At 61.8% G+C, this 22,238-nt stretch carries 19 protein-coding genes; 8 read left to right on the top strand and 11 right to left on the bottom strand.

Features of this window, described 5'->3' with window-relative positions; all coding sequences use genetic code 11:
* Positions 1-63: 63 nt before the first annotated feature.
* The 5 genes from C4J83_RS27765 to C4J83_RS27745 all read right to left on the bottom strand — a co-directional run bounded on the left by C4J83_RS27765 (position 64) and on the right by C4J83_RS27745 (position 7,279).
* On the bottom strand, positions 64-2,889 hold the full coding sequence (locus C4J83_RS27765; protein ID WP_124418610.1) for an acyltransferase domain-containing protein: 2,826 nt from the start codon (positions 2,887-2,889) through the stop codon (positions 64-66).
* 140 nt (positions 2,890-3,029) lie between these two features.
* Positions 3,030-4,025, bottom strand: a complete 996-nt coding sequence (locus tag C4J83_RS27760; protein WP_124418609.1) for a FecR domain-containing protein — start codon at positions 4,023-4,025, stop codon at positions 3,030-3,032.
* Positions 4,022-4,540 (bottom strand): RNA polymerase sigma factor, encoded by a 519-nt coding sequence (locus C4J83_RS27755; RefSeq protein WP_124418608.1) that lies wholly within the window; start codon positions 4,538-4,540, stop codon positions 4,022-4,024. Before C4J83_RS27755 ends, C4J83_RS27760 begins: the two co-directional genes overlap by 4 nt.
* Positions 4,541-4,640: 100 nt before the next feature.
* A complete protein-coding gene (locus tag C4J83_RS27750) occupies positions 4,641-5,348 on the bottom strand; it encodes a 3'-5' exonuclease (RefSeq protein WP_124418607.1) in 708 nt (235 codons plus the stop codon).
* Positions 5,345-7,279, bottom strand: coding sequence for a putative nucleotidyltransferase substrate binding domain-containing protein (locus tag C4J83_RS27745; RefSeq protein ID WP_124418606.1), 1,935 nt, complete (start codon positions 7,277-7,279; stop codon positions 5,345-5,347). Before C4J83_RS27745 ends, C4J83_RS27750 begins: the two co-directional genes overlap by 4 nt.
* A gap of 246 nt (positions 7,280-7,525) precedes the next feature.
* Between C4J83_RS27745 and C4J83_RS27740 the strand changes: the two genes are divergently transcribed.
* The gene (locus C4J83_RS27740) at positions 7,526-7,972 is read left to right on the top strand and encodes a response regulator (RefSeq protein WP_106575561.1); all 447 of its coding nucleotides are present in this window, start codon (positions 7,526-7,528) and stop codon (positions 7,970-7,972) included.
* Positions 7,973-8,103: 131 nt separating this feature from the next.
* Entirely contained in the window at positions 8,104-8,472 is a 369-nt protein-coding gene (locus tag C4J83_RS27735) for a hypothetical protein (protein WP_119737618.1), read from the top strand.
* Between the two features lie 61 nt (positions 8,473-8,533).
* On the opposite strand, the gene C4J83_RS27730 is transcribed toward C4J83_RS27735, so the two are convergent.
* Positions 8,534-10,711 carry a malate synthase G gene (locus C4J83_RS27730; protein ID WP_106575559.1) on the bottom strand — a complete coding sequence of 726 codons (2,178 nt, stop codon included), beginning with the start codon at positions 10,709-10,711 and terminating at the stop codon, positions 8,534-8,536.
* A 388-nt stretch (positions 10,712-11,099) separates the two neighbouring features.
* Here C4J83_RS27730 and C4J83_RS27725 point away from each other — a divergent pair, with 388 nt between their 5' ends.
* The gene (locus C4J83_RS27725) at positions 11,100-11,612 is read left to right on the top strand and encodes a glycine cleavage system transcriptional repressor (protein WP_124418605.1); all 513 of its coding nucleotides are present in this window, start codon (positions 11,100-11,102) and stop codon (positions 11,610-11,612) included.
* A gap of 226 nt (positions 11,613-11,838) precedes the next feature.
* Here the strand turns inward: C4J83_RS27725 and rarD are convergent, their stop codons facing one another.
* The 5 genes from rarD to C4J83_RS27700 form a co-directional block, all read right to left on the bottom strand.
* The gene (gene rarD / locus C4J83_RS27720) at positions 11,839-12,723 is read right to left on the bottom strand and encodes an EamA family transporter RarD (RefSeq protein WP_106575557.1); all 885 of its coding nucleotides are present in this window, start codon (positions 12,721-12,723) and stop codon (positions 11,839-11,841) included.
* A gap of 128 nt (positions 12,724-12,851) precedes the next feature.
* Positions 12,852-13,826 (bottom strand): serine/threonine protein kinase, encoded by a 975-nt coding sequence (locus tag C4J83_RS27715; protein ID WP_106575556.1) that lies wholly within the window; start codon positions 13,824-13,826, stop codon positions 12,852-12,854.
* A gap of 177 nt (positions 13,827-14,003) precedes the next feature.
* A complete protein-coding gene (locus C4J83_RS27710; protein WP_124418604.1) occupies positions 14,004-15,902 on the bottom strand; it encodes a PhoX family protein in 1,899 nt (632 codons plus the stop codon).
* Positions 15,903-15,981: 79 nt separating this feature from the next.
* Complete coding sequence (locus C4J83_RS27705) at positions 15,982-16,746, bottom strand: TOBE domain-containing protein (protein WP_106575554.1); 765 nt, start codon at positions 16,744-16,746, stop codon at positions 15,982-15,984.
* Positions 16,747-16,803: 57 nt separating this feature from the next.
* Entirely contained in the window at positions 16,804-17,541 is a 738-nt protein-coding gene (locus C4J83_RS27700; protein WP_124418603.1) for a ComFC family protein, read from the bottom strand.
* 92 nt (positions 17,542-17,633) lie between these two features.
* Between C4J83_RS27700 and bioB the strand changes: the two genes are divergently transcribed.
* From bioB to bioD, 5 genes are all read left to right on the top strand, one after another.
* Complete coding sequence (bioB, locus tag C4J83_RS27695) at positions 17,634-18,689, top strand: biotin synthase BioB (protein WP_124418602.1); 1,056 nt, start codon at positions 17,634-17,636, stop codon at positions 18,687-18,689.
* 68 nt (positions 18,690-18,757) lie between these two features.
* Positions 18,758-19,939 (top strand): 8-amino-7-oxononanoate synthase, encoded by a 1,182-nt coding sequence (bioF, locus tag C4J83_RS27690; protein WP_124418601.1) that lies wholly within the window; start codon positions 18,758-18,760, stop codon positions 19,937-19,939.
* Positions 19,932-20,663 carry an alpha/beta fold hydrolase gene (locus C4J83_RS27685; RefSeq protein ID WP_124418600.1) on the top strand — a complete coding sequence of 244 codons (732 nt, stop codon included), beginning with the start codon at positions 19,932-19,934 and terminating at the stop codon, positions 20,661-20,663. The genes bioF and C4J83_RS27685 overlap by 8 nt, the downstream gene beginning before the upstream one ends.
* On the top strand, positions 20,656-21,468 hold the full coding sequence (bioC, locus tag C4J83_RS27680; RefSeq protein WP_124418599.1) for a malonyl-ACP O-methyltransferase BioC: 813 nt from the start codon (positions 20,656-20,658) through the stop codon (positions 21,466-21,468). Before C4J83_RS27685 ends, bioC begins: the two co-directional genes overlap by 8 nt.
* Positions 21,465-22,145, top strand: coding sequence for a dethiobiotin synthase (gene bioD, locus C4J83_RS27675; RefSeq protein WP_106575548.1), 681 nt, complete (start codon positions 21,465-21,467; stop codon positions 22,143-22,145). The genes bioC and bioD overlap by 4 nt, the downstream gene beginning before the upstream one ends.
* Positions 22,146-22,238: the final 93 nt, after the last annotated feature.

Here is a 22,238-nt window from a genome sequence, read left to right as displayed (position 1 = left end):
ATCTGCGAAGGTGCGCAACTGATCGAACGGCATGGCCCTCAAGGCTCAGGGTAGCTGGGTTCTTCAGCCGACCGCCCACTGCAGTTTGTCGGCCAGGGCGTCGGGGTAATGATCGGTCTGGGCGATTGCCGCGCGTGTGGCTGCGCCATGACCGAAGGCTTCGATCAACACGTCAACCTGTGTGGCCAGAAAGTCGCTCAGCGAATCAAGCCGAGCCTCAAGGGCGCGGTAGCGGGCGATGTCCATGAGGCCCTCGCTGATGAACCAGGCGGCATGCTTGTTCAGGTATTCCAACACGTAAAGGCCGCACAGCGCGTTGCCCAATTCCTTGGCCAACCCGTGGGGCAGCAAGCTGCCGGCGCGAATTGCGCTGTCGATGGCAAGACGCTGGGCGTAAGCCTCTCCTGCGCGGGCAACGACCATCAACTGCGCGTTCCAGACCTGCATGTCGTCCTCTCCCTCGCCACGGTGCCGGGCAATATGGTCGGCCACGTGCTTGAGCAAACGGTACTCCAGGGTGTGAGCCATGGCTTGCCAGTACCCGGCGTCATCCAGCCCGGCCTGGGGGTTGGGGGGTGTGGGTTCGCTCAAGGGTTGGCCGATCAGTACCTTGGCGGCGTCCAGCAGGATCATGCGGTTATTGCCACCGGCATCCTGGTAGATCTTGGCCATGCCTTCGTAGTCGGCGAAGCGATTGAGGTTGAGCGCACCGGCCACCCCGCAGCGCAACCGGCACTCTGTCGCCAGCGCCTCGGCGGCGGGTGCACACAGCGCCTTGGTCAGCGCCAGGGTTTGGCTGATGGCGGCCCACGGTGTCCACGTCACGTCGCCTGTGCCGGTGGTGTGCAGTGACGCCTGACTGGCCGTGCCTTCAATCCACAGGCGGGCGGAGTCGTTGGCAAAGCACTTCATGACATACGCCGTGGCCAGGCAACCGAACAGCGCGCGGCGTTGGGTGCGAAAAGCCAACAGGCCGGTGCCGTTACCGATCCGCGCCTGGGTCGTGCGTCGGTTGGCATGGGTCAGGGCCAGGGTTGAACAGGCAAGCATCACCGAACTCAAGCCGACGCCGACCATCGCCCACACATTCTTGGGCGCAAACAGTGAGCGAATCAGGCGACGGTCCGTACTGCCCAATGGGTCGTGGAACTGGTTGGACGCGTCGATCGAAGCGCCATCGCGCAGCCACGCGTCGAAGGGCAGGCGCACGTTGTCAAAGCTCGCCAGGCCGTAATCCAGCGGCACTGCGCGGATTTCCGCCGGTGACGACATGGAAACTCCCGGGCGCGGGCCGTTGGCGTCACTCAATGGCAGCATGAACGCGAAGACGCCACAGGGCTTGCCCTGAACGATCACTTGGGCAAACACCACGCCCAGCTTGTCCAGGTTGCTGATCCCGACGTTGGCGAATTTAAGCGCGGCCTTGTTGGGTGTGTTCAGCACGAAAGTGCGCGTGTCGGCGTCGAATACTGCCTCGACACTCGCGCCCATGTGGGAGTTGCTGCGGCCTATCTCGGTCAGCGCGTAAACCCCCAGACTCTCGCCGGCCTCCAGTTTGCGTCGCCACTGGGTGGCGCTCGGGTGATCCTGCTCGAACGCCAGCAGCGTACCGATACACAACCCCTGCTGAATCACGCAGCCCATGAACAGCGAAGGATCATTGAGCGCCGCGTGGGTAGCCTCGGCCATCAATAACTGCGGCTGCGCAAAGCCATGGATACCGTCGGGCAGCTGGCGCATCAGGTGCTGCAAGCGCTGGTAGGTGTGGCGATGGCCGTCATGAAAACTCTGGTTGGCGCGAGGATGGAGTTCGGGGTTGCTGAAAATCTTCGCCATTTGCGCGTGAACCTCGGCATCGACGGGCCCGTTGGCCAGCTGGCGCAAGGCAATCACGGCCTTTTGCGCGGCGGGCGCGTTGACCAGCAAATGACGCAGGGTTTCGATGGGTTGCGCCAGCGGCGCGTAGGTCTGTGCGGGATGCAGGCTTTTGCGTATGCACACCGACAGGCCGCTGTTTACCCCAAGGTCGATAAACACGGTGTGTTTGTCCGTCGGCAGTTGCGCCAACGTGTAGGGCAGGTTGGTGGGTTGCGTGACGCCCAGGGTAAACAGGTGATGCAAATCGTCCTCGGGCTCGTAGCGACGCCCCAGCACAGTTGAGTAGATCGGTGTTTTGAAGGGTTTGGGGGCCAGCGGCTGCAGGTTTTCGTGAAGTCGCCGGGCGACCTCCGTGTGAGGCGGATAGTGCGACGCGTAAGCGATCGAGACCGGGCGCAAGGGGTGTGCGCTGTCATCGTGGTGAGCAAGCAGGTGCTCCAGGTCTGCCGTCTCGCCGCTGATGATGCATTGGGCCGGCGCGTTGACGGAGCCCAGCACCAGGTTCGACTCGGGGTAGCGGTCCAGCAGTGCTTGCGTGTCCTGCGCTGAAAGGTTGACCAGCAGCATGCTGCCTCGGCCTTCCTCGCTGCGGTAGGCGGCGTTGAGGGCACAGACCGCGCGGGCACCCTGCGCAATGTCGAGCACGCCGCCACACACCCTGGCAGCAATTTCGCCGAAGCTTTGCGCAACGATCAGGGAGGGAACAATGCCCGTGGCCTGCAGCAACTGGTTAAGCACCACCGCAGCGCCGTACAGCGCCAGTTGCGCCACACCCGAAGGCAGCGGCAGGGCGTGATCGCGGGTCAATAGAACCTGGGTAACCAACCCTGGATGGGGATCAGGTTCGTGCGCCGCCGCCTCGGTTTCGATGATTGCCAGAATCGTGTCAATTGGGTCCCGGGCTTCGGGTACATGCTGATACAGCTCCGCCAGAGCGCCGCACGGATCGCTCCCTTGGCCAGGAAAGGCGAAGACATAGTTCTGACTGTAGATGTTGAGTTGGGTTGACATGGGTCCATCCTCTTTAGCCGAACAGGATCGCTTCACCCGCAAAATGCTGGAAAAAACGAAGGCTCATTGGATGGCAAAAGACAGGGCTGCGTACCTGTGAGAAATGACAGTTTTTTGTAACGTTTCGAGATAGTCTCGATTCAATTATTGCTAACCGACCCTCCTTGCGCCGGCCTTGCGACCACCTGGGTCCACCACAGTGTGTGCTGCTCGATCTGTACCGGCAGCGTCGGCAGCAGCGCGTTCAGCGCCAGCGTCGTGTCGTGCAGCGGGAAGCTGCCGGTGATGCGCAGATCGGCCACGGTTTTATCCACACCCAGATAACCGCTGCGGTAGCGGCTGAGTTCTTCGACCACATTGCCCAGGCGGGCGTTGTCGACCACCAGCATGCCGCGCGTCCAGGCGTCGGCGGCGGGAGAGACGGCCAGCGCAGGGTCGAGGCCGTCACTGCGCATCAGCACTTGCTGGCCTTCCTTGAAAATCTGTTCCTTGTGCAGTGCCTGGGGCTGGGCAGCCACGGCGGACTGCAGCACGCTCAAGCGTGTGGCGTGGTCTTCGCGCTTGACGATAAACCGCGTCCCCAGCGCTCGCAGGTTGCCATCGCGGGTTTGTACATAAAACGGGCGCGCATCGTTGTGGCCGGTTTCGACCAGAATCTCGCCTTCCTGCAACACGATCAGCCGGCGTTTTTCGTCGAAACGCACGTCGATGGCGGTGTGGGTGTTGAGGTTGATCAGCGTGCCGTCCGCCAGTTTCAGCGTGCGTTGCTCGCCGGTGGCGGTGCGCTGGTCGGCCAGCCAATAATGGATCGGCACATATCGCTCACCGGCAAACAACGCCAGGCCGCAGAGCAGCGCGATGCTTGCCACGCCGCGTCCAAGCTTGCGCACGCGCTGGCGAATGCCTTCGCGTGAGTGCAGCAGCGCCGCGCGCGCGGGGCCCGAGGCCACGCTGAAACGCTGGTCGAGCATGCCCAGCTGGCGCCAGGCGCGTGCATGTTCTTCATCGCTGGCCAGCCATTTGGCGAACTCTTCCTGTGCAACGAAGTTGCCGTCACCTGAGTCCAGGGACAGTTGCCACGCAATCGCGGCATCCAGCACGCGCGCCGAGACCGGCTTGGCGCTGACCACGCTCACAGCGGCTCGCCATACAGTGCGATGTAACACTGGCGAATGCCTTGCGCCAGGTACTGGCGCACGCGGGGCACCGACACGCCAAGACGCTGGGCAATATCGGCGTGGCCCAGGCCGTCGAGGCGGTTATAGAGGAAGGCGGCGCGGGCCTTGCTCGACAGTTTGCCGAGCAAGCGGTCGATGGCCTTGAGGTCTTCGAGGATCAGTTGCTGCTCTTCCGGCGACGGGTGTTCGCTTTCCGGGATCAGCATCAGTTCAGTGAGGTAGGCCTGTTCCAGGGCCGCGCGCCGGAAGTAGTCGAACAGCAGCCCCTTGGCGATAGCCACCAGAAATGCCCGTGGCTCGCGGGGTTCGCGCAACTCGTCACGGCCCAGCAGGCGCATGAACGTGTCCTGGCTCAGGTCTTCGGCGCGGCTCGGGCAGGCCACGTTGCGCCGCAGCCACGCCAACAGCCAGCCACGATGGTCGCGATACAACGCGCCAACAAGCTCAGTGTGTGGGGTCTGGACCGACGACAAGGCATCACCGAATAAACAAGGGGTTTAAACTAACGAGAATTATTCGCGATTGTGTCAGAGGCAAGGAACGCGCGCAATTGGCGTCTGTCGGGCGGTGCTATTAAAACGATGGCGCTTGTTTGCGCCGTTTCCATTGGCTCACGCGTGCTTGAAGCGCCTGCGGGGAGTCGATGTGCTGCGCACGCGCACGGCTCAACAGGATGAGCATCAACTCTGCCGTGGCCAGGGCGTCGGCGCTGGCGTGATGCCGCTCACCGACCTGCAGCTTGAAGTGGTTGATCCAGTCGTCCAGCCCCGCTTCACGGATATTCGCGTCGGGGCACAGCAGCGGGGCGATGTCGGCGACGTCGAGGAACGGGTGCGCCAGGCGATAGCCGAGGCTGTCCTTGAGCGCGCGGCACAGCATGTGTTGATCGAAGGGGGCATGGAACGCCAGCAGCGGGCTGTCGCCAACAAACGCCATGAAGTCCAGCAGCGCCTCGACCGGGTCGGTGCCGGCGGCGATGGCGCTGGGCCCCAGGCCGTGAATCAGCACGCTGGGGCTCAGCTTTGTTTCGGCACGGTGCAAGGTGCGTTCGAACATTTGCGAAAAATCCACCGCACCGTCCTCAATCACCACCGCGCCAATGGACAGCACTTGGTCGCGGTTGAGGTTCAGGCCGCTGGTTTCCAGGTCGACGACTACCCAGCGCTGGTTGCGCAAGGCGCCATCCCCCAGCACGGCAGGTGCGGGCAACTGCGCCAGGCGCATGAGCTGGGTAGCGTCGAGCCCGGGCTTTTTCGCACGCAGCCAACTGAACAAACTCACAGTTGGTACCGAAAGGTCAGGCTGCTTTGCAGGCGCTGCGCCTGACGCAGGGATTCACGCAGGATGCGCCGGTCCAAGTGGTTGAGGCTGTCAGGGTCGACGCGGTTGGAATACGGCTGGTTCTCGCGGGTTTGCAGTTGGTGCTGCTGCATGCGGGTTTGCTGGATAAAGTGGTAGGCCTCTTCATACGCGGCGCCGTCCAATCGCTCAATGACCGCTTTGTCCACCAACTGGCGCAGCCGCTCCAGGGTGTTGTTGGCGTGGATGCCGTTGGCCAGGGCCAGCAGGCGCGCGCCATCGACAAAGGGCGTAAGGCCCTGCACCTTGAGGTCGAGGGTGGCCTTTTCGCCACCTTTGCGCGTCAGCACAAAGTCGCGGAAACGCCCCACCGGCGGGCGCTGACGCAAGGCGTTCTCGGCCAGCATGCGTTGGAACAGCCGGTTGTCCGCGACTTGATCGAGAATGCCCTGGCGCAATTGTTCGCAGCCCTGTTCATCGCCCCACACCACGCGCAAATCGAAATAGATGCTCGACCCCAGCAGGTTCTCCGGCGTGGCCTCACGGATAAACGCCCCGAAGCGCCGCGCCCATTCGGCCCGCGACAGGCACAGTTCGGGGTTACCGGCCATGATATTGCCCTTGCACAGGCTGAAACCGCACAACGCCAGGCTCTGGTTGATCTGCTGTGCCAAGGGCAACAAACGGCCGCGGATCTCGGCGGCTTCGGCGGCATCCTTGGCGTCGAACAGGATGCCGTTGTCCTGGTCGGTATACAGCGTCTGCTCGCGGCGGCCCTCGCTGCCGAAACACAACCAACTGAACGGCACGCCGGGGTCGCCCTTGTCGGCCAGGGTCAGTTCGATCACACGGCACACGGTGTGATCGTTGAGCAGCGTAATAATGTGAGTGATCTGGGTGGACGACGCGCCATGGGCGAGCATGCGTTCGACCAATTGGCCGATCTCACCGCGAATCGCCACCAGGTTTTCCACGCGTGGCGCATTGCGGATGGTGCGCGCCAGGTGCACCAGGTCCACCCGCTGCAGGGAAAACAGGTCGCGCTCGGACACCACGCCACACACGCGCTGGTCTTTGACCAGGCACACGTGGGCGATGTGCCGTTCGGTCATGGCAATGGCGGCGTCGAAGGCGCTGTGGTCCGGGCTCAAATAGAACGGCGCCTGGGTCATATGGGATTCGATGACCTGATTGAAGTCACTGGTGCCATCGGCCACTACCTGGCGCAGGTCGCGCAAGGTGAAAATTCCCAGGGGCGCCTTGTGCGCGTCGACGATGACGATGCTGCCCACTTGCTGCTCATGCATCAACGTGACCGCCTCGCGCAGCGGCGTGCTCGGGCTGCAAGTGACGGGATGGCGCATGGCCAACTCGCCCAGGCGCGTGTTCAACGAGTATTGGGTGCCGAGGGTTTCCACGGCTTTTTGCTGCACCTGTTGGTTCACTTGGTCCAGCAGGCTGCTGACGCCGCGCAGGGCGAAATCGCGAAACGGGCTCGAAAGCGCGAACAGCTTTATAAAGGCCGGCTTGTTCAGTTGCAGGCAGAAGGTGTCTTCGGCGGCCTTGTGCTCGGTGCGGGTCGCGCGTTCGCCCAGCAGCGCAGCCAGCGGGAAACACTCGCCGGTGGTGATTTCAAAGGTGGTTTGCGTCGCGTCTTGATTGAGCAACGGGCGCTCGCCGACCACGCGGCCTTGCTTGACGATGAAGAAATGCTCCACCGGCCCACCCGACGGCTTGAGGATGCTGTCGCCCTGACCATAGAAGCGCAGTTGGCACTGTTCGACCAGATACGCCAGGTGTGCGTTTTCCATCTGGTTGAACGGGGGAAAGCGTTGCAGGAATTGCAGGGTGCCGTGGATGTTCTGCAACACGGCGGTTTTTCCCGCCTGGGTGAAAGCATCAGCTTTACTCATAACAGTGACCGCAGTTTCTTGTCGTTATCGTCCTTTATGGTCGGCCCCCGTGCCCTGGGTGCCCATTGGACGTAAGTCTAGGTAGCGGTCAAACCATTGGCGACTAGGGAAAAACCTTACATGGCTACCGTGCAAACCCCGTAGAACGCCCACTAGTCAAACTTTCCGACGAAGTGCACATTGTTCGCCCTTCCGCAGATGTCTGACGAGTGTGCTGGGAGATTGATGAGAACTGCTGAGAAACGTATGCCCGACCACGATATTTTGAGTGATGCAGAGCGCGAGGCACTGAGCGCTGTGATGCTGGAGCCTGATTTACCGCCACAACGTGTGTTGATCGTCGATGACGACAAAGATGCGCGCGAATTACTGGCGGAGATTCTGGGCCTGGACGGCATTCGCTGCATGACCGCCGACAGTGGAGAGGCGGCGTGGGATTTGTTGAGCTCCAGCAGCTCCATCGGTCTGCTGATCACTGACCTGCGCATGGCGCCGAGCAATGGCCTGGAATTGATTCGCCAAGTGCGCAGCTCTACTCGGGCGGCGCTGCCAATCATCATCATGTCCGGGGACGCTGAAGCGCCGGATGTCATCGATGCGATGCACTTGAGCGTGGTGGACTTTTTGCTCAAGCCTATCGACAGCGTGAAGTTGGCGAAGATGGTCAAGCGCGAGCTGGGAATGGCGCAGTAACGTCCACTGGTCGGTATCAGCTAAGCACTGTCAATTCTGACAGTAGGCAAGCAATAGGTGGGGCTGTTTACTGGATGAGTGCGCGGCGATCGGGAACGGTTGCCCCCTTCATTCACCACCAGGAGTCAGTCATGAAAATAGCTGGCAAGATTAAGGCGGATATTTTCCACAACGGTAAGCTTTTGCGCACCACCAGCTCCACGAGCGTTTCGGGTGACAGTAATCACTTTCAAAGTACAGATTCTGCGACCCGTACGTCAGTCTCGATGTCATTTGTTCCCGCCATCGAGGATGGCACCACGACGTACAAGTTCGAGGAAACTGATTCGAAATTTGGATGCAGCTTGGGCGATATCCTTCTGCCTATTGCCGGAACGGTTGAAGTGACCTCCACCAACTCAACCGACAACTTGAAATATACGTTCAGTGGGAAGTTCAACGATGGAAGGCGCGACCTGGAGATCAAGGGGACGGCTGAGTTGAACTACCTCTATCCATGATCTGAATGCCCCTGCAGGATCAGTCCCTGATCTTTTGATCAGGGACGTCTCCCTTCGTTAGTTACACACCCATTTTGGCTTTGAACTCACGGCGCCGACGGTGCAACACCGGCTCGGTATAACCATTGGGTTGCTTGGTCCCTTCAATCACCAACTCCACCGCTGCCTGGAACGCGATGTTGCTGTCGAAATCCGGCGCCAAGGGGCGATACAGGGCATCCCCCGCATTTTGACGGTCTACCACCGGCGCCATGCGCTTGAGGCTTTCCATCACTTGGGCTTCGTTGACGATGCCGTGGCGCAGCCAGTTGGCGATGTGCTGGCTGGAGATGCGCAGGGTGGCGCGGTCTTCCATCAGGCCCACGTCATTGATGTCCGGCACTTTCGAGCAGCCGACGCCTTGATCGATCCAGCGCACGACGTAGCCAAGGATGCCTTGGGCATTGTTGTCCAGCTCGTTGCGGATTTCTTCGTCAGACCAATCGGTGTTGCTGGCCAGAGGAATGGTCAGGATATCGTCCACCGACGCGCGCTCGCGTTTGGCCAGTTCGGCCTGACGCGCGAACACATCGACTTTGTGGTAGTGCAGCGCGTGCAGTGCAGCCGCCGTGGGCGACGGTACCCAAGCGGTGTTGGCGCCGGCCAGTGGGTGAGCGATTTTCTGTTCAAGCATCGCTGCCATCAGATCGGGCATCGCCCACATGCCTTTACCGATCTGTGCACGCCCTTGCAGGCCAGTGCTCAGGCCGATATCGACGTTCCAGTTCTCGTAAGCGCCGATCCATTTCTCGGCCTTCATGGCCGCCTTGCGCACCATCGCGCCAGCTTCCATGGAGGTGTGGATTTCGTCGCCGGTACGGTCGAGGAAGCCGGTGTTGATAAACACCACGCGCTCGCTGGCGGCCTTGATGCAGGCCTTGAGGTTGACCGTGGTGCGGCGCTCCTCGTCCATGATCCCGACTTTCAACGTATTGCGCGGCAGGTTCAGTACGTCTTCGATACGCCCAAACAGCTCGTTGGTGAACGCAGCTTCTTCGGGGCCATGCATTTTTGGTTTAACGATGTACACGGAGCCGGTGCGGCTGTTCTTGCGGCTGCTGGTGCCGTTAAGGCTGTGGATTGCCGCCAGGCTGGTGAGCAAACCGTCGAGAATGCCTTCCGGTACTTCGTTGCCGTCTTTGTCGAGGATCGCGTCGATGGTCATCAAGTGGCCAACGTTGCGCACGAACAGCAGCGAACGGCCGTGCAAGGTCACGTCCTGGCCATCCACGCCGGTGTAGACACGGTCGGGGTTCATGGTGCGGGTGAAGGTCTTGCCGCCCTTGGCCACTTCTTCGGCCAGGTCGCCCTTCATCAGGCCGAGCCAGTTGCGGTAGATCACCACTTTGTCATCGGCATCGACGGCGGCGACGGAGTCTTCGCAGTCCATGATGGTGGTCAGCGCGGCTTCCATCAGCACGTCTTTGACGCCGGCCGCATCGGTCTGGCCGACAGGCGTGCTGGCGTCGATCTGGATTTCGAAATGCAGGCCGTTGTGTTTCAGCAAAATGGCGATCGGCTGGTCCGCCGGCCCCTGGAAACCGATCAGTTGTGCATCGTCGCGCAGGCCGCTGTTGCTGCCGCCCTTAAGGCTGACGATGAGCTTGCCATCAGCGATCTTGTAACCGGTGGAATCGACATGGCTGCCAGCGCTGAGCGGCGCGGCTTCGTCGAGGAAAGCACGGGCGAAGGCAATCACCTTGTCGCCCCGCACTTTGTTGTAGCCCTTACCCTTTTCGGCGCCGTCGGCTTCGCTGATGGCGTCGGTGCCATACAGCGCGTCATACAGCGAGCCCCAACGTGCGTTGGAAGCATTAAGGGCGAAACGGGCATTCATCACCGGCACAACCAGCTGAGGGCCGGCCATACGGGCGATTTCGTCATCGACGTTTTGGGTCGAGGCCTGGAAGTCTGCGGCTTCTGGCAGCAGGTATCCGATGTCTTGCAGGAAGGCTTTGTAGGCCACCGGGTCGTGGGCCTGGCCGGCGTGGGTCTGGTGCCAGGTATCGATCCGCGCCTGGAAATCGTCGCGTTTGGCGAGTAGGGCTTTGTTCTTCGGTGCCAGGTCGTGAATGACCTTGTCGGCGCCGGCCCAGAACTGGTCGGCAGTGATGCCCGTACCGGGAATGGCTTCGTTGTTCACGAAGTCGAACAGGACTTTGGCGACCTGCAGGCCACCGACTTGAACGTGTTCAGTCATTGCTTGCCTCACTCTGCGGAGCTTATGCGCTTTTCAGCTTTTCAATTTACCAATGAAGCCTCTGGCCATTTAAACCACGAACCCGATCCCCCAGTACATGCCGTTAAGGCGGCTGGGCTGGCGGGTTATCGCGATACGTTGGTGCCTTGGCAGACATCGACCTAACGTTATGTAGTGCGCGGTTTTGCATACTACATGATGAGTTGCGGTTGTGAAAATTTGACTAAATACGTCGTTTAGCGACCCACTTTGGTCATGCGGTCACAGTGGGGTATTGGATGTTCTCAAAAAACTATCAGATTGTTCCAGATAAATATAAAAATGGTACACGATTTGTTTTCGAGGGCGCCTGCGTCCACCTTGTAGATTGAATTCAGAGGGCTTGGCCATGGACCATCTTGTACTCACTATTATTGCCGCCGACAAACCCGGCCTGGTTGAACGCATTGCGCAGAATATTGCCGCCCACGGTGGCAACTGGCTGGAGAGCCGAATGGCGCACATGGCCGGGCAATTTGCCGGGATCCTGCGGGTCAGCGTTCCCGCCGAAAGTCGTCAGGGTTTGGTGAATGCGCTGGAGGACTTATCCACACACGGCATTCGCGTGCTGGTGGGTGAGGGCAGTTCAGGGCAGACCGCGGCGCCCAAGGCCATCCTGATGACGCTGGTGGGCAACGACCGTTCGGGCATCGTGGGCGAGATTACGGCGCTGTTGAGCAAACAGGGCGTGAACCTTGAAAGCCTGAGCACGGATGTGCGCCCGGCGCCCATGAGCGGTGATCCGTTGTTTACCGCCGAGGCATTGTTGCAGGTGCCCACTGCGTTATCCCTGGATACCTTGCAACTGTCCCTGGAAACCCTGGCGGATGACTTGATGGTGGAGTTGCACCACGAAGAATAACGGCCTGCCCACAGGGTTATGCATGGAAATCTTGCATGGGCCTGTGGATAACCTGTAGAGACCCGGCGCCAGGCCACGTCGGCCGGGCTTCTCCTTTAGTTGAGCAAAAAACGAGCAGTTTCAAGGGCTTGTGCACAAATGGCGGGGATCAGGTTGTGGATAACCTTGGGGTGGATGTCTGCAAGGCAGGCCCGCTGTGGCCTGCAGAGCTTTGTACGTTATTTGATCAGCGTTTGCGGATCGTCAGCCAGGCGTCCAGGCTGTAAACCACCAGGCCGGCCCAGATAAACGCGAACGCGATCAGCGTGCTGGTGGCCAAGTGTTCACCGAACAGGAACACCGCTTCCAACAGCACCAGTGTAGGCGCCACATACTGCAAAAATCCCAGGGCGGTGTAGGGCAAATGCCGCGCTGCAGCGTTGAAACACACCAACGGGATCAGCGTGACCGGGCCCGCCGCTACCAGCCACCAGGCTTCGCCAGTGCCCCAAAATTCAAGCTGTGCGCTGTGTGCCGACGGGTTGAACAGCAGCCAGGCGACAGCGATCGGCACCAGCATCCAGGTTTCCACCACCAACCCCGGTAGCGCCTTGACGGGCGCCTGCTTGCGGATCAGCCCGTAGAAGCCAAAGGTCAGCGCCAGCACCAGCGACACCCACGGCAAACTGCCCACCTGCCATACCTGTTGCGCCACACCCACCGCCGCCAGCCCGACGGCCATCCACTGCAAGCGCCGCAGGCGTTCGCCGAGAATCAGCATGCCCAGCAGCACATTCACCAGCGGGTTGATGTAATAACCCAGGCTCGCTTCGAGCATGCGCCCGCTGTTGACCGACCACACATACGTCAGCCAGTTGGCGGCAATCAACGCACCGCTCAGTGCCAGAATCGCCAGGCGCTTGGGGTTGTCGCGCAGTTCACGAAACCAGCCCGGGTGTTTCCACACCATCAACAGCACAGCGCCAAACAGCGCCGACCACAGCACGCGGTGCACGATGATTTCGGCGGCGGGAACGCTGGCGATGGCTTTGAAATAGATCGGGAACAGGCCCCAGATGACATAGGCGCTCAGGCCCAGGATGTAACCCTTGCGGGGGTTGGCGGGTTGCATTGCAGAATCCTTGCATAGGCAGCTAACAAAGGCGCAATTGTAAGGATTTTTGTCAGACGATGGGATGCTGCTTTTCTGTGGGAGCTGGGTTGTTGGGTCGCCAGCGCCCACAAGGCGTCGCGGCAGTGTCAGAACAGTTTCAGCGGTTCTTCATTGAGTGCCGACAGTTGCTCACGCAACGCCAACACCTGATCGCCCCAATAACGTTCGCTGCCGAACCACGGGAAGCTGTGGGGGAACGCCGGGTCATCCCAGCGGCGTGCCAGCCAGGCGCTGTAGTGCATCAGGCGCAAGGCGCGCAAGGGTTCGATCAGCGCCAGTTCGCGCGGGTCGAAGTCGTGGAATTCCTGATAACCGTCCATCAATTCCGACAGCTGGCCCAGACATTCCTGGCGATCACCGGCGAGCATCATCCACAAATCCTGTACGGCCGGGCCCATGCGGCAGTCATCCAGGTCGACGATATGAAACATCTCGTCGCGGCACATCATGTTGCCGGGGTGGCAGTCGCCGTGCATGCGGATGTTCTTGTGCGGTGTGGCTTTGTAGACCTCTTCCACGCGCTTGAGCAGGTCGCGGGCCACGGACTCGTAGGCCGGCAGCAGGCTTTTCGGAATGAAGTTACCTTCCAGCAAGGTCGTGAGGGAGTCGTGACCGAAGTTTTTCACCCCTAACGCCTCGCGGTGTTCGAACGGGCGGGTCGAGCCGACGGCGTGCAAACGGCCAAGCAGCTGACCCAGGCGATACAGCTGATCAAGATTGCCCGGCTCCGGCGCACGGCCACCCCGGCGCGGAAACAGGGTGAAGCGGAAACCCGCGTGTTCGAACAGGCTTTCGCCGTTGTGGATCAACGGGGCGACCACCGGTACTTCGCACTCGGCCAATTCGAAGGTGAAACGGTGTTCTTCAAGGATCGCTTCGTTGGTCCAGCGCTGCGGCCGATAGAACTTGGCGATCAGCGGTTCAGAGTCTTCGATACCCACTTGGTAGACGCGGTTTTCGTAGCTGTTGAGCGCCAGAATGCGAGCATCGCTGAGGAAGCCGATACTTTCGACAGCGTCGAGAACCAGGTCGGGGGTGAGTGTTTCAAACGGATGGGCCATGCGAACTCCTGCGCGCAGCAGGGCGCCGCGTCCGGCCCGGTATGGTAACGCACACGGCGATAGATAGGTGGTGTCTGTACTGGCCTCATCGGGGGCAAGCCCCTCCCACGAAGACCGCGTTTGACCTGTAGGAACGCGGTCAAGTGTGGGAGGGGGCTTGCCCCCGATTGGGGCCTATCAGGCGCCGACGATCCCGCCATCATCCCGCCGAATCGCCATCACCGACGAACGCGGTTTGCCGTTCGGCAGATGCTCCGGCCAGCTCGAGCCGCCGGTTTCGCCCGGGTGCTGAATCCCCACAAACAGCGTCTTCTGATCTGGCGAAAAGCTGATCCCCGTCACCTCGCATGCCACTGGCCCGACCATGAACCGGCGGATTTCCCCGGTGCTCGGGTCGGCGCACAGCATCTGGTTGTTGCCCATGCCGGCGAAGTCACCCGCGTTGCTGTAGTCGCCATCGGTGAGAATCCACAAGCGCCCGGCCTTGTCGAAACCCAGGCCATCGGGGCTGTTGAACATGTTTTGCGGGTTGATATTGGACGAGCCACCCTTCGGCGTGCCGGCATGCACACCGGGGTTGCCGGCCACTACAAACAGGTCCCAGGAGAACGTGTTGGAGCCATGGTTATCCGCATCGGCTTTCCAGCGCAGGATCTGGCCGTAGACATTTTTCTCTCGCGGGTTCGGGCCGCCTACCGGCTGACCTTCCTCGCCACGCCTGGCGTTGTTGGTGAGGGTGCAATAGACCTGGCCATCCGTGGGGCTGACCACGATCCATTCCGGGCGGTCCATGCGCGTGGCCTTGACCACGCTGGCAGCCAGGCGCGCGTGGATCAGCACTTCGGCCTGGCTGGCGAAACCGGTGCTGGCGTCAATGCCGTTTTTGCCATGGGTGAGTTCGACCCATTGGCCGGTGCCCTTGGGGTGGTCGGCATTGCCGTCGCCTGCGTCGAAGATCGCCACATACAAGGTGCCGTGGTCGAGCAGGTCTTTGTTGGCCTTGGGGTTCTTGTGGTTGATCTTTTCGCGGCTGACGAACTTGTAGATAAACTCGCCGCGCTCGTCATCGCCCATGTACACCACGGCGCGGCCATCGCGGGTTTCAGCCAGTGCGGCATTTTCGTGCTTGAAGCGGCCCAGGGCGGTACGTTTGGTCGGCGTGGATTGCGGGTCGAACGGGTCGATTTCTACCACCCAGCCATGGCGATTGAGTTCATTGGGGGTCTTGGCCATGTCGAAACGCGGGTCGTGTTGATGCCAGTTGATCTCTTTGCTGGCCGCCACCACGCCGTAGCGCTTTTGCGCGGCGTCGAAGGCCTGTTGTGGGTTGCTGCTGCCAAAGCAGTCGGTGAAGTTCTCTTCGCACGTCAGATAGGTGCCCCATGGGGTCTTGCCGTTGGCGCAGTTCTGGAAGGTGCCGAGGACTTTTTTACCGGTTTTGTCGGCGCGGGTTTTCAGCCAGTCGTGACCCGCCGCCGGACCGCTCAGGCGGATCGGCGAGTTGCCATGGATGCGCCGGTTGTAGCGCGAGTCCTGCACGAACTGCCAGGTGTCGCCCTTGCGCCGCACTTCGATCACCGACACGCCTTCACTGGCCTGGGCCTTGTGCACGTCTTCGGCCGATTGCGGCGCGCCGCCGTGGGCGTAGAGGTAACGGTAATTGGTGTATTCGTTGTTGATCGCCATCAGCGCGCGGTTGTCGTCACCGGGGAAGGCGAACAGGCTCATCCCGTCGTTGTTGTCACCGAACTGTTGCTCCTGGGCCTTGGCGCTGCCGTTGCCGGAGGGGTCGAACGCCGGGGCATTTTTGTGCAATGGCTGGCCCCAGCTGATCAGCACCGAAGCACTGTAGCCGGGTGGCAGGGTGATGGCGTCGCGGGTGGCGGCGGCGATGCTGGGGAACCCCAGCAACGGGCTGCTGGACGCGGCGTTGACAGCCAGGGCGCTGCGGCTAAGCAGGTTGCCGCCGAGGAACATCGCGGCGCCGCACAAAGCCCCCGCGCCGATGAAACGGCGGCGGGTGAGGCCGACCATCTGTTCAAGGTCGGTGGCTTGGTTGTCTTCTAATAGGCTCATTTCAGGCTCCCTGCGGTTTTTGCAGACACCTTAAGGAGCACGCGTGACGAAATTGTTGCAGTTTGAAGTAGCCCTCGCGCTACACCGGCGTGCCGAGCAACACGTTGCTGGGCGAGAACTGCACCTGAATTGGCTGGCCCTCGGCGGCTTTCAACGCCTTGAGCGCGGCGGGCTGCGCCAAGGCGCATAAAACTTGGCCGTTGGGCAGGGTGATGCGCACCTCGCTGGGGCCGTCGTCGGCGTCGAGAATCGTCTCGATCACGCCGCTCATGCAATTGTGTCCAGGTGTTGCTACCTGCCCCAGGGCGAGCAATTCCAGCCAGCCGGCCTTGATCAAGGCGACCACTTCCACGCCGGTCTCCAGTTCCAGGCGCAGCGTGCTGTCGTGGGTGATCTGCGCGCTCAGGCTCAAGGCGCCCGACAGTTGCAGGCGGATCATGTCATTGCGGCCATGGCTTTCAATCGCGATGACCTGGCCGTGCAGTTGGTTGCGCGCGCTGGTGCGCAGCATCAGCCGGCCGAGCAGGTTGAAGTCGCTCGCGTCTTCGTCCGAGCCCAGCACCTGGGCCTGCAACACTTGCAAACGCTGGTAAAGGCGCAGCACGCGCTCACCCTCGGCCGTCAGCTTGGCACCGCCGCCGCCTTTGCCGCCGACGCTGCGTTCCACCAGCGGTTTTTGCGCCAGGTTGTTCAGTTCGTCGATGGCATCCCAGGCGGCCTTGTAACTCAAACCGGCGCTCTTGGCCGCGCGGGTGATCGAGCCTTGCTCGGCGATGTGCGCCAGCAAGGCGATGCGCTGGGGGCGGCGGATGATGTGTTGGCTGAGCGAGGTCGGCAGAGACATGTGGATACGCTTCGATAAGGTCAGCGGACGTTGCAGGCGTGGCGCACGCGAGTCAAGTCATGCCCCGGGTTTAGGTGTGCGTGCCAGGCAGTACACGTCGACTTGCCGCGCTCCCGCGTCCATCAACAACCGCGCCAGGCTGTGGGCGGTGGCGCCGGTGGTCAGTACGTCGTCGACCAGCGCCAGGTGGCGGCCTTGCACCTGGGCGTCGGGAGCCAGTGCAAACGCGGCGAGCAGGTTGCGCTTGCGGGTTTTGGCGTCGAGGGCTTGTTGCGCGACGGTTTCATGGGGGCGTAACAACAGATGGTCATCGTGCGGGATAGCAAGCTGTGCACTCAGCCAGCGTGACAGCATCAGCGCCTGGTTGAAGCCACGTTCGCGCAGGCGTTTACGCGCCAGGGGCACGGGCAGCAGGCAGTCCGGGCGCTCGAGTTCGGCGTTGTCAAAACGGTGTTGCAGGTGATGCCCCAGCAGGCGCGCGAGCAGATGGCCGAGAGGCCAGCGTGACTGATGCTTGAAGCGGCTGATCAGGGTGTCGACGGGAAAGCTGAAGGACCACGGCGCGACGACGTGTTTAAACGCAGGCGGGTTTTTCAGGCATTGGCCGCAGATCAAACCGCTGGTTGGCAGCGGCAAGGCGCACACCTCGCATTGTTCCAGCAACCATGGCAGCTCTGTTTCGCAGACGTTGCACACACAATCGGCTGATTCTGTGGCCTCATCGCAAATTAAACAGGTATGGTTGTTTTTTAGCCAGATGTAAACCTCGTGTTTGTATCCAGGTTGACAGTGCATGAATCTTCCTTAAATATGCCGAGCATCCGTGTCGTGACTGTGGGTATTGCCCTTCCCGCAGCGAAAGCCCAAGCATAATCAAGGAATCGCCCATGAGCGCCAGCACCACTGCCAACCTGCGTCACGATTGGTCCTTAGCCGAAGTCAAAGCGCTGTTCGTGCAGCCTTTCAATGACCTGTTGTTCCAGGCGCAGACCGTGCACCGCGCGCATTTCGACGCCAACCGCGTGCAGGTGTCGACGTTGCTGTCGATCAAAACCGGCGCCTGCCCGGAAGATTGCAAATATTGTCCGCAGTCGGGCCACTACAACACTGGCCTGGAAAAAGAAAAGCTGATGGAAGTGCAGAAGGTCCTCGAAGAGGCCGCCCGCGCCAAGGCCATTGGCTCGACTCGCTTCTGCATGGGCGCCGCCTGGAAACACCCGTCGGCCAAAGACATGCCGTACGTGTTGGAAATGGTCAAAGGCGTGAAGGCCATGGGCCTGGAAACCTGCATGACGCTCGGCCGTCTCGACCAGGACCAGACCGAGGCCCTGGCCCAGGCCGGCCTCGACTACTACAACCACAACCTCGACACCTCGCCTGAGTTCTACGGTTCGATCATCACCACGCGCACCTACGGCGAGCGCCTGCAAACCCTGGCCTATGTGCGCGATTCGGGCATGAAGATCTGTTCGGGTGGCATCCTCGGCATGGGCGAGTCCCTCGACGACCGCGCCAACCTGCTGATCCAGCTGGCCAACCTGCCGGAGCATCCGGAGTCGGTGCCGATCAACATGCTGGTGAAGGTGGCCGGTACGCCGCTGGAAAACGCCGATGACATCGACCCGTTCGACTTCATCCGCATGCTGGCCGTGGCGCGCATCCTGATGCCGCAGTCGCACGTGCGCCTGTCGGCCGGCCGTGAAGCCATGAACGAGCAGATGCAGGCCCTGGCGTTCTTCGCCGGCGCCAACTCGATCTTCTACGGCGACAAGCTGCTGACCACCGCCAACCCGCAGGCTGACAAGGACATGCAGCTGTTTGCGCGCCTGGGCATCCTGCCGGAAGCCCGTGAAGAGCATGCCGATGAAGTGCACCAGGCGGCGATCGAGCAGGCGTTGGTGGAGCACAAGAGCAGCGAGCAGTTCTATAACGCCGCGGTTTGACGCCGATCCTCCTATTTGGAATGCACTCCAAATGTGGGAGCGAGTTCACCTGCTAATCCGAGGCCTGCATGTCTTTTGATCTCGCCGCGCGTCTCGCTGCCCGTCGTGCCGAACACCTTTATCGCCAACGCCCCTTGCTGGACAGTCCCCAAGGCCCGCAAGTGGTCGTGGACGGGCAACCGCTGTTGGCGTTCTGCAACAACGATTACCTGGGCCTGGCCAATCACCCGCATGTGATCGAAGCCTGGCGCGCCGGTGCGTCGCGCTGGGGCGTGGGCGGTGGCGCATCCCACTTGGTGGTTGGCCATGCCACGCCGCACCATGAACTGGAAGAAGCCCTGGCCGACCTGACCGGGCGCCCACGCGCGTTGCTGTTCACCACCGGCTACATGGCCAACCTCGGCGCTGTCACGGCGCTGGTGGGGCAGGGCGACACGGTGCTGGAAGACCGTCTCAACCATGCCTCGTTGCTGGATGCCGGTTTGCTCAGCGGTGCGCGGTTCAACCGCTATTTACACAACGACGCCGCCAGCCTGGCCAAGCGGTTGGAGAAGGCTACCGGCAACACGCTGGTGGTCACCGACGGCGTCTTCAGCATGGACGGCAATCTGGCCGACCTGCCCGCGCTGGCCCGTGAAACCAGGGCCAAAGGCGCCTGGTTGATGGTGGATGATGCTCACGGCTTCGGCCCGCTGGGGGCCACTGGCGGCGGGATCGTCGAGCATTTCGGCTTGAGCCAGGAGGATGTGCCGGTGCTGGTCGGCACGCTGGGCAAAGCCTTTGGCACGGCCGGGGCGTTTGTGGCGGGCAGCGAAGAGCTGATCGAAAGCCTGATCCAGTTCGCCCGGCCTTACATCTACACCACCAGCCAACCGCCGGCGTTGGCCTGCGCAACTTTGAAAAGCCTGGAGCTGTTGCGCACCGAGCATTGGCGACGCGAGCATCTCAATGGCCTGATCCGCCAGTTCCGTCAGGGCGCCGAACAGCTCGGCCTGGACCTGATGGACAGCTTCACGCCGATCCAGCCGATCCTGATTGGCGACAGCGCCCGCGCCGTGCGCCTTTCGCAGTTGCTGCGCGAGCGCGGCCTGATGGTCACCGCGATCCGCCCGCCCACCGTACCTGCCGGCGGCGCGCGTTTGCGCGTGACCTTGACGGCGGCCCACAGCGCGGCGCAGGTGCAGCTATTGTTAAACGCATTGGAAGAGTGTTTCCGCTTGTTAGGCGCCACGGAGCCCGACCATGCGTGATCGACTGATATTGCTGCCCGGCTGGGGCCTTGGCGTATCGCCACTGGAGCCCCTGGCCGCAGCCTTGCGCGGCCTCGACGAACACCTGCAGGTGCAGATCGAGCCATTGCCAACGCTGCAATCGAGTGACGTGAGTGAATGGCTCGACGAACTCGACGCCACGCTGCCCGACAACGCCTGGCTGGGCGGGTGGTCCCTGGGCGGCATGCTCGCGTCGGAGCTGGCGGCGCGGCGCGGCGAACGTTGCTGCGGCTTGCTGACGTTGGCGAGCAACCCGTGTTTCGTCGCCCATGCCGGCTGGCCCAGCGCGATGCCGGCTGAGACATTCGATGCGTTTCTCGCCGGCTGCCATGCCGACTCCCAGGTCACCCTCAAACGCTTCGGCCTGCTGTGTGCCAAGGGTGCGCAAGACCCGCGCGGGCTCTCGCGTTTACTGGTCAGCGGCGCGCCGAATACGCCTTCCAGCGAATTGATGACCGGCCTTGAGTTGCTGGCTCAACTGGATACCCGCGAAGCTTTGCTCGGCTATCGCGGCCCACAGTTGCATCTGTTCGCAGGCTGGGATGGTCTGGTGCCCGCGCAGGCGGCTGGCGACCTGCTGGCGCTGCTCCCCGATATAGAAATCGGCCTGATTGAACAGGCCGGTCACGCTTTTCTTCTGGAAGACCCTCACGGTGTAGCGGGGGCCATCCAGGCTTTTTTGCACGAGTGCGTTGATGACTGATTTATCCCACCCAACACTGCCGGGCGCCTTGCCGGACAAGCGCCAGGTGGCGGCGTCTTTCTCCCGTGCCGCCGCCAGTTACGACAGCGTCGCCGCGTTGCAGCGCGCCGTGGGCCACGAGCTGTTGGCTCGCCTGCCGACGGGCACCGCGCCGCAACGCTGGCTGGACCTGGGCTCGGGCACCGGTTTTTTCAGCCGCGTGCTGGGCGAGCGGTTGCCCGCCAGCCAGGGGGTGGCGGTGGATATTGCCGAAGGCATGCTCGACCACGCGCGGCCGTTGGGCGGCGCCGAGCACTTTATTGCCGGTGATGCTGAGCGCCTGCCGTTGCAGGGCAATAGTTGCGGGCTGATCTTCTCCAGCCTGGCGGTGCAGTGGTGTGCGAATTTCGACGCCGTGCTCAGCGAGGCTTATCGCGTGCTGCAACCGGGCGGGGTATTGGCGTTTGCGAGCTTGTGCGTGGGCACCCTGAGTGAGCTGCGCGAAAGCTGGCGGGCCGCAGACGGCCTGGTGCACGTCAATCGCTTCCGCACTTTTGAGGCTTATCAACAGCTGTGCGCCGCCAGCGGCTTGCGGGTGGTGAGCCTGGAGCGCCGCCCGCACGTGTTGCATTACCCGGATGTGCGCAGCCTGACCCATGAACTCAAAGCATTGGGCGCACACAACCTCAACCCGGGCCGCCCGGGAGGGTTGACGGGGCGCGCAAGGATTGTTGCACTGGTGGACGCTTACGAGCAGTTCCGTCAGGCCCAAGGCCTGCCCGCCACCTACCAAGTGGTGTATGCCGTACTGGAGAAACCTCTATGAGCGCCGCTTACTTCATCACCGGTACCGACACCGATGTTGGCAAGACCACCATCGCCGCCGGCCTGCTGCACGCCGCAAGGCTTGCGGGTAAAAGCACTGCCGCTGGCAAGCCCGTGGCTTCGGGCTGCCAGGTCACCCCCAAAGGATTACGCAATGCCGACGCCTTGGCGCTGTTGGCCGAGTGTTCGTTGCCGTTGAGCTATGCCGAGGTCAACCCGGTGGCGTTCGAACCCGCGATTGCGCCGCACCTGGCGGCGCGGGAGGCGGGCGTGGCGTTGACGGTGCAATCGCTGTTGAAACCGATGCAGCAGATTCTGGCGCGGCAGGCGGATTTCACCTTGATTGAAGGCGCGGGCGGCTGGCGGGTGCCCCTGGCCGATCAGGACAACCTGTCGGACCTGGCCAAGGCGCTCAAGCTGCCGGTGATCCTGGTGGTGGGCGTGCGTCTGGGCTGTATCAGCCATGCGTTGCTCACCGCGGAAGCCATAGCGCGAGACGGTTTGCCGTTGGCAGGCTGGGTGGCGAATATCATCGATCCCAAGACCTCTCGTCTGGAAGAGAACCTCGCCACCCTGGCTGAGCGGTTACCGGCGCCTTGCCTTGGGCGCGTGCCGAAACTCAAGCAGGCCAGCGCCGAAGCCGTCGCCGAATACCTGGAACTGGACCTGCTTGACTGATTTTGGCTATCGCTAAGGCATTATGCCATTAGTGTTTTTGACGGGCGTTTTGCCGGGATGTCTGCTTCAATTCAGGTTCACGATTCTCTAAAG

The organism is Pseudomonas sp. LBUM920 (assembly GCF_003852315.1).
In the GTDB taxonomy this organism is placed as follows: Bacteria; Pseudomonadota; Gammaproteobacteria; order Pseudomonadales; family Pseudomonadaceae; genus Aquipseudomonas.
The sequence above is the reverse complement of the archived record's forward strand: the minus strand, read 5'-3'. Positions and strand labels throughout refer to the sequence as shown.

Bases quoted from the DNA above. Each gene is read 5' to 3' on its own strand.
- C4J83_RS27745 (WP_124418606.1), bottom strand. From the start codon at position 7,279: ATGAGTAAAGCTGATGCTTTCACCCAGGCGGGAAAAACCGCCGTGTTG.
- C4J83_RS27715 (WP_106575556.1), bottom strand. From the start codon at position 13,826: ATGGCCCATCCGTTTGAAACACTCACCCCCGACCTGGTTCTCGACGCT.
- bioF (WP_124418601.1), top strand. From the start codon at position 18,758: ATGTCTTTTGATCTCGCCGCGCGTCTCGCTGCCCGTCGTGCCGAACAC.
- C4J83_RS27765 (WP_124418610.1), bottom strand. From the start codon at position 2,889: ATGTCAACCCAACTCAACATCTACAGTCAGAACTATGTCTTCGCCTTT.
- C4J83_RS27740 (WP_106575561.1), top strand. From the start codon at position 7,526: ATGCCCGACCACGATATTTTGAGTGATGCAGAGCGCGAGGCACTGAGC.
- C4J83_RS27705 (WP_106575554.1), bottom strand. From the start codon at position 16,746: ATGTCTCTGCCGACCTCGCTCAGCCAACACATCATCCGCCGCCCCCAG.
- C4J83_RS27685 (WP_124418600.1), top strand. From the start codon at position 19,932: ATGCGTGATCGACTGATATTGCTGCCCGGCTGGGGCCTTGGCGTATCG.
- C4J83_RS27710 (WP_124418604.1), bottom strand. From the start codon at position 15,902: ATGAGCCTATTAGAAGACAACCAAGCCACCGACCTTGAACAGATGGTC.
- C4J83_RS27730 (WP_106575559.1), bottom strand. From the start codon at position 10,711: ATGACTGAACACGTTCAAGTCGGTGGCCTGCAGGTCGCCAAAGTCCTG.
- bioB (WP_124418602.1), top strand. From the start codon at position 17,634: ATGAGCGCCAGCACCACTGCCAACCTGCGTCACGATTGGTCCTTAGCC.
- C4J83_RS27700 (WP_124418603.1), bottom strand. From the start codon at position 17,541: ATGCACTGTCAACCTGGATACAAACACGAGGTTTACATCTGGCTAAAA.
- C4J83_RS27725 (WP_124418605.1), top strand. From the start codon at position 11,100: ATGGACCATCTTGTACTCACTATTATTGCCGCCGACAAACCCGGCCTG.
- bioD (WP_106575548.1), top strand. From the start codon at position 21,465: ATGAGCGCCGCTTACTTCATCACCGGTACCGACACCGATGTTGGCAAG.
- bioC (WP_124418599.1), top strand. From the start codon at position 20,656: ATGACTGATTTATCCCACCCAACACTGCCGGGCGCCTTGCCGGACAAG.
- C4J83_RS27735 (WP_119737618.1), top strand. From the start codon at position 8,104: ATGAAAATAGCTGGCAAGATTAAGGCGGATATTTTCCACAACGGTAAG.
- rarD (WP_106575557.1), bottom strand. From the start codon at position 12,723: ATGCAACCCGCCAACCCCCGCAAGGGTTACATCCTGGGCCTGAGCGCC.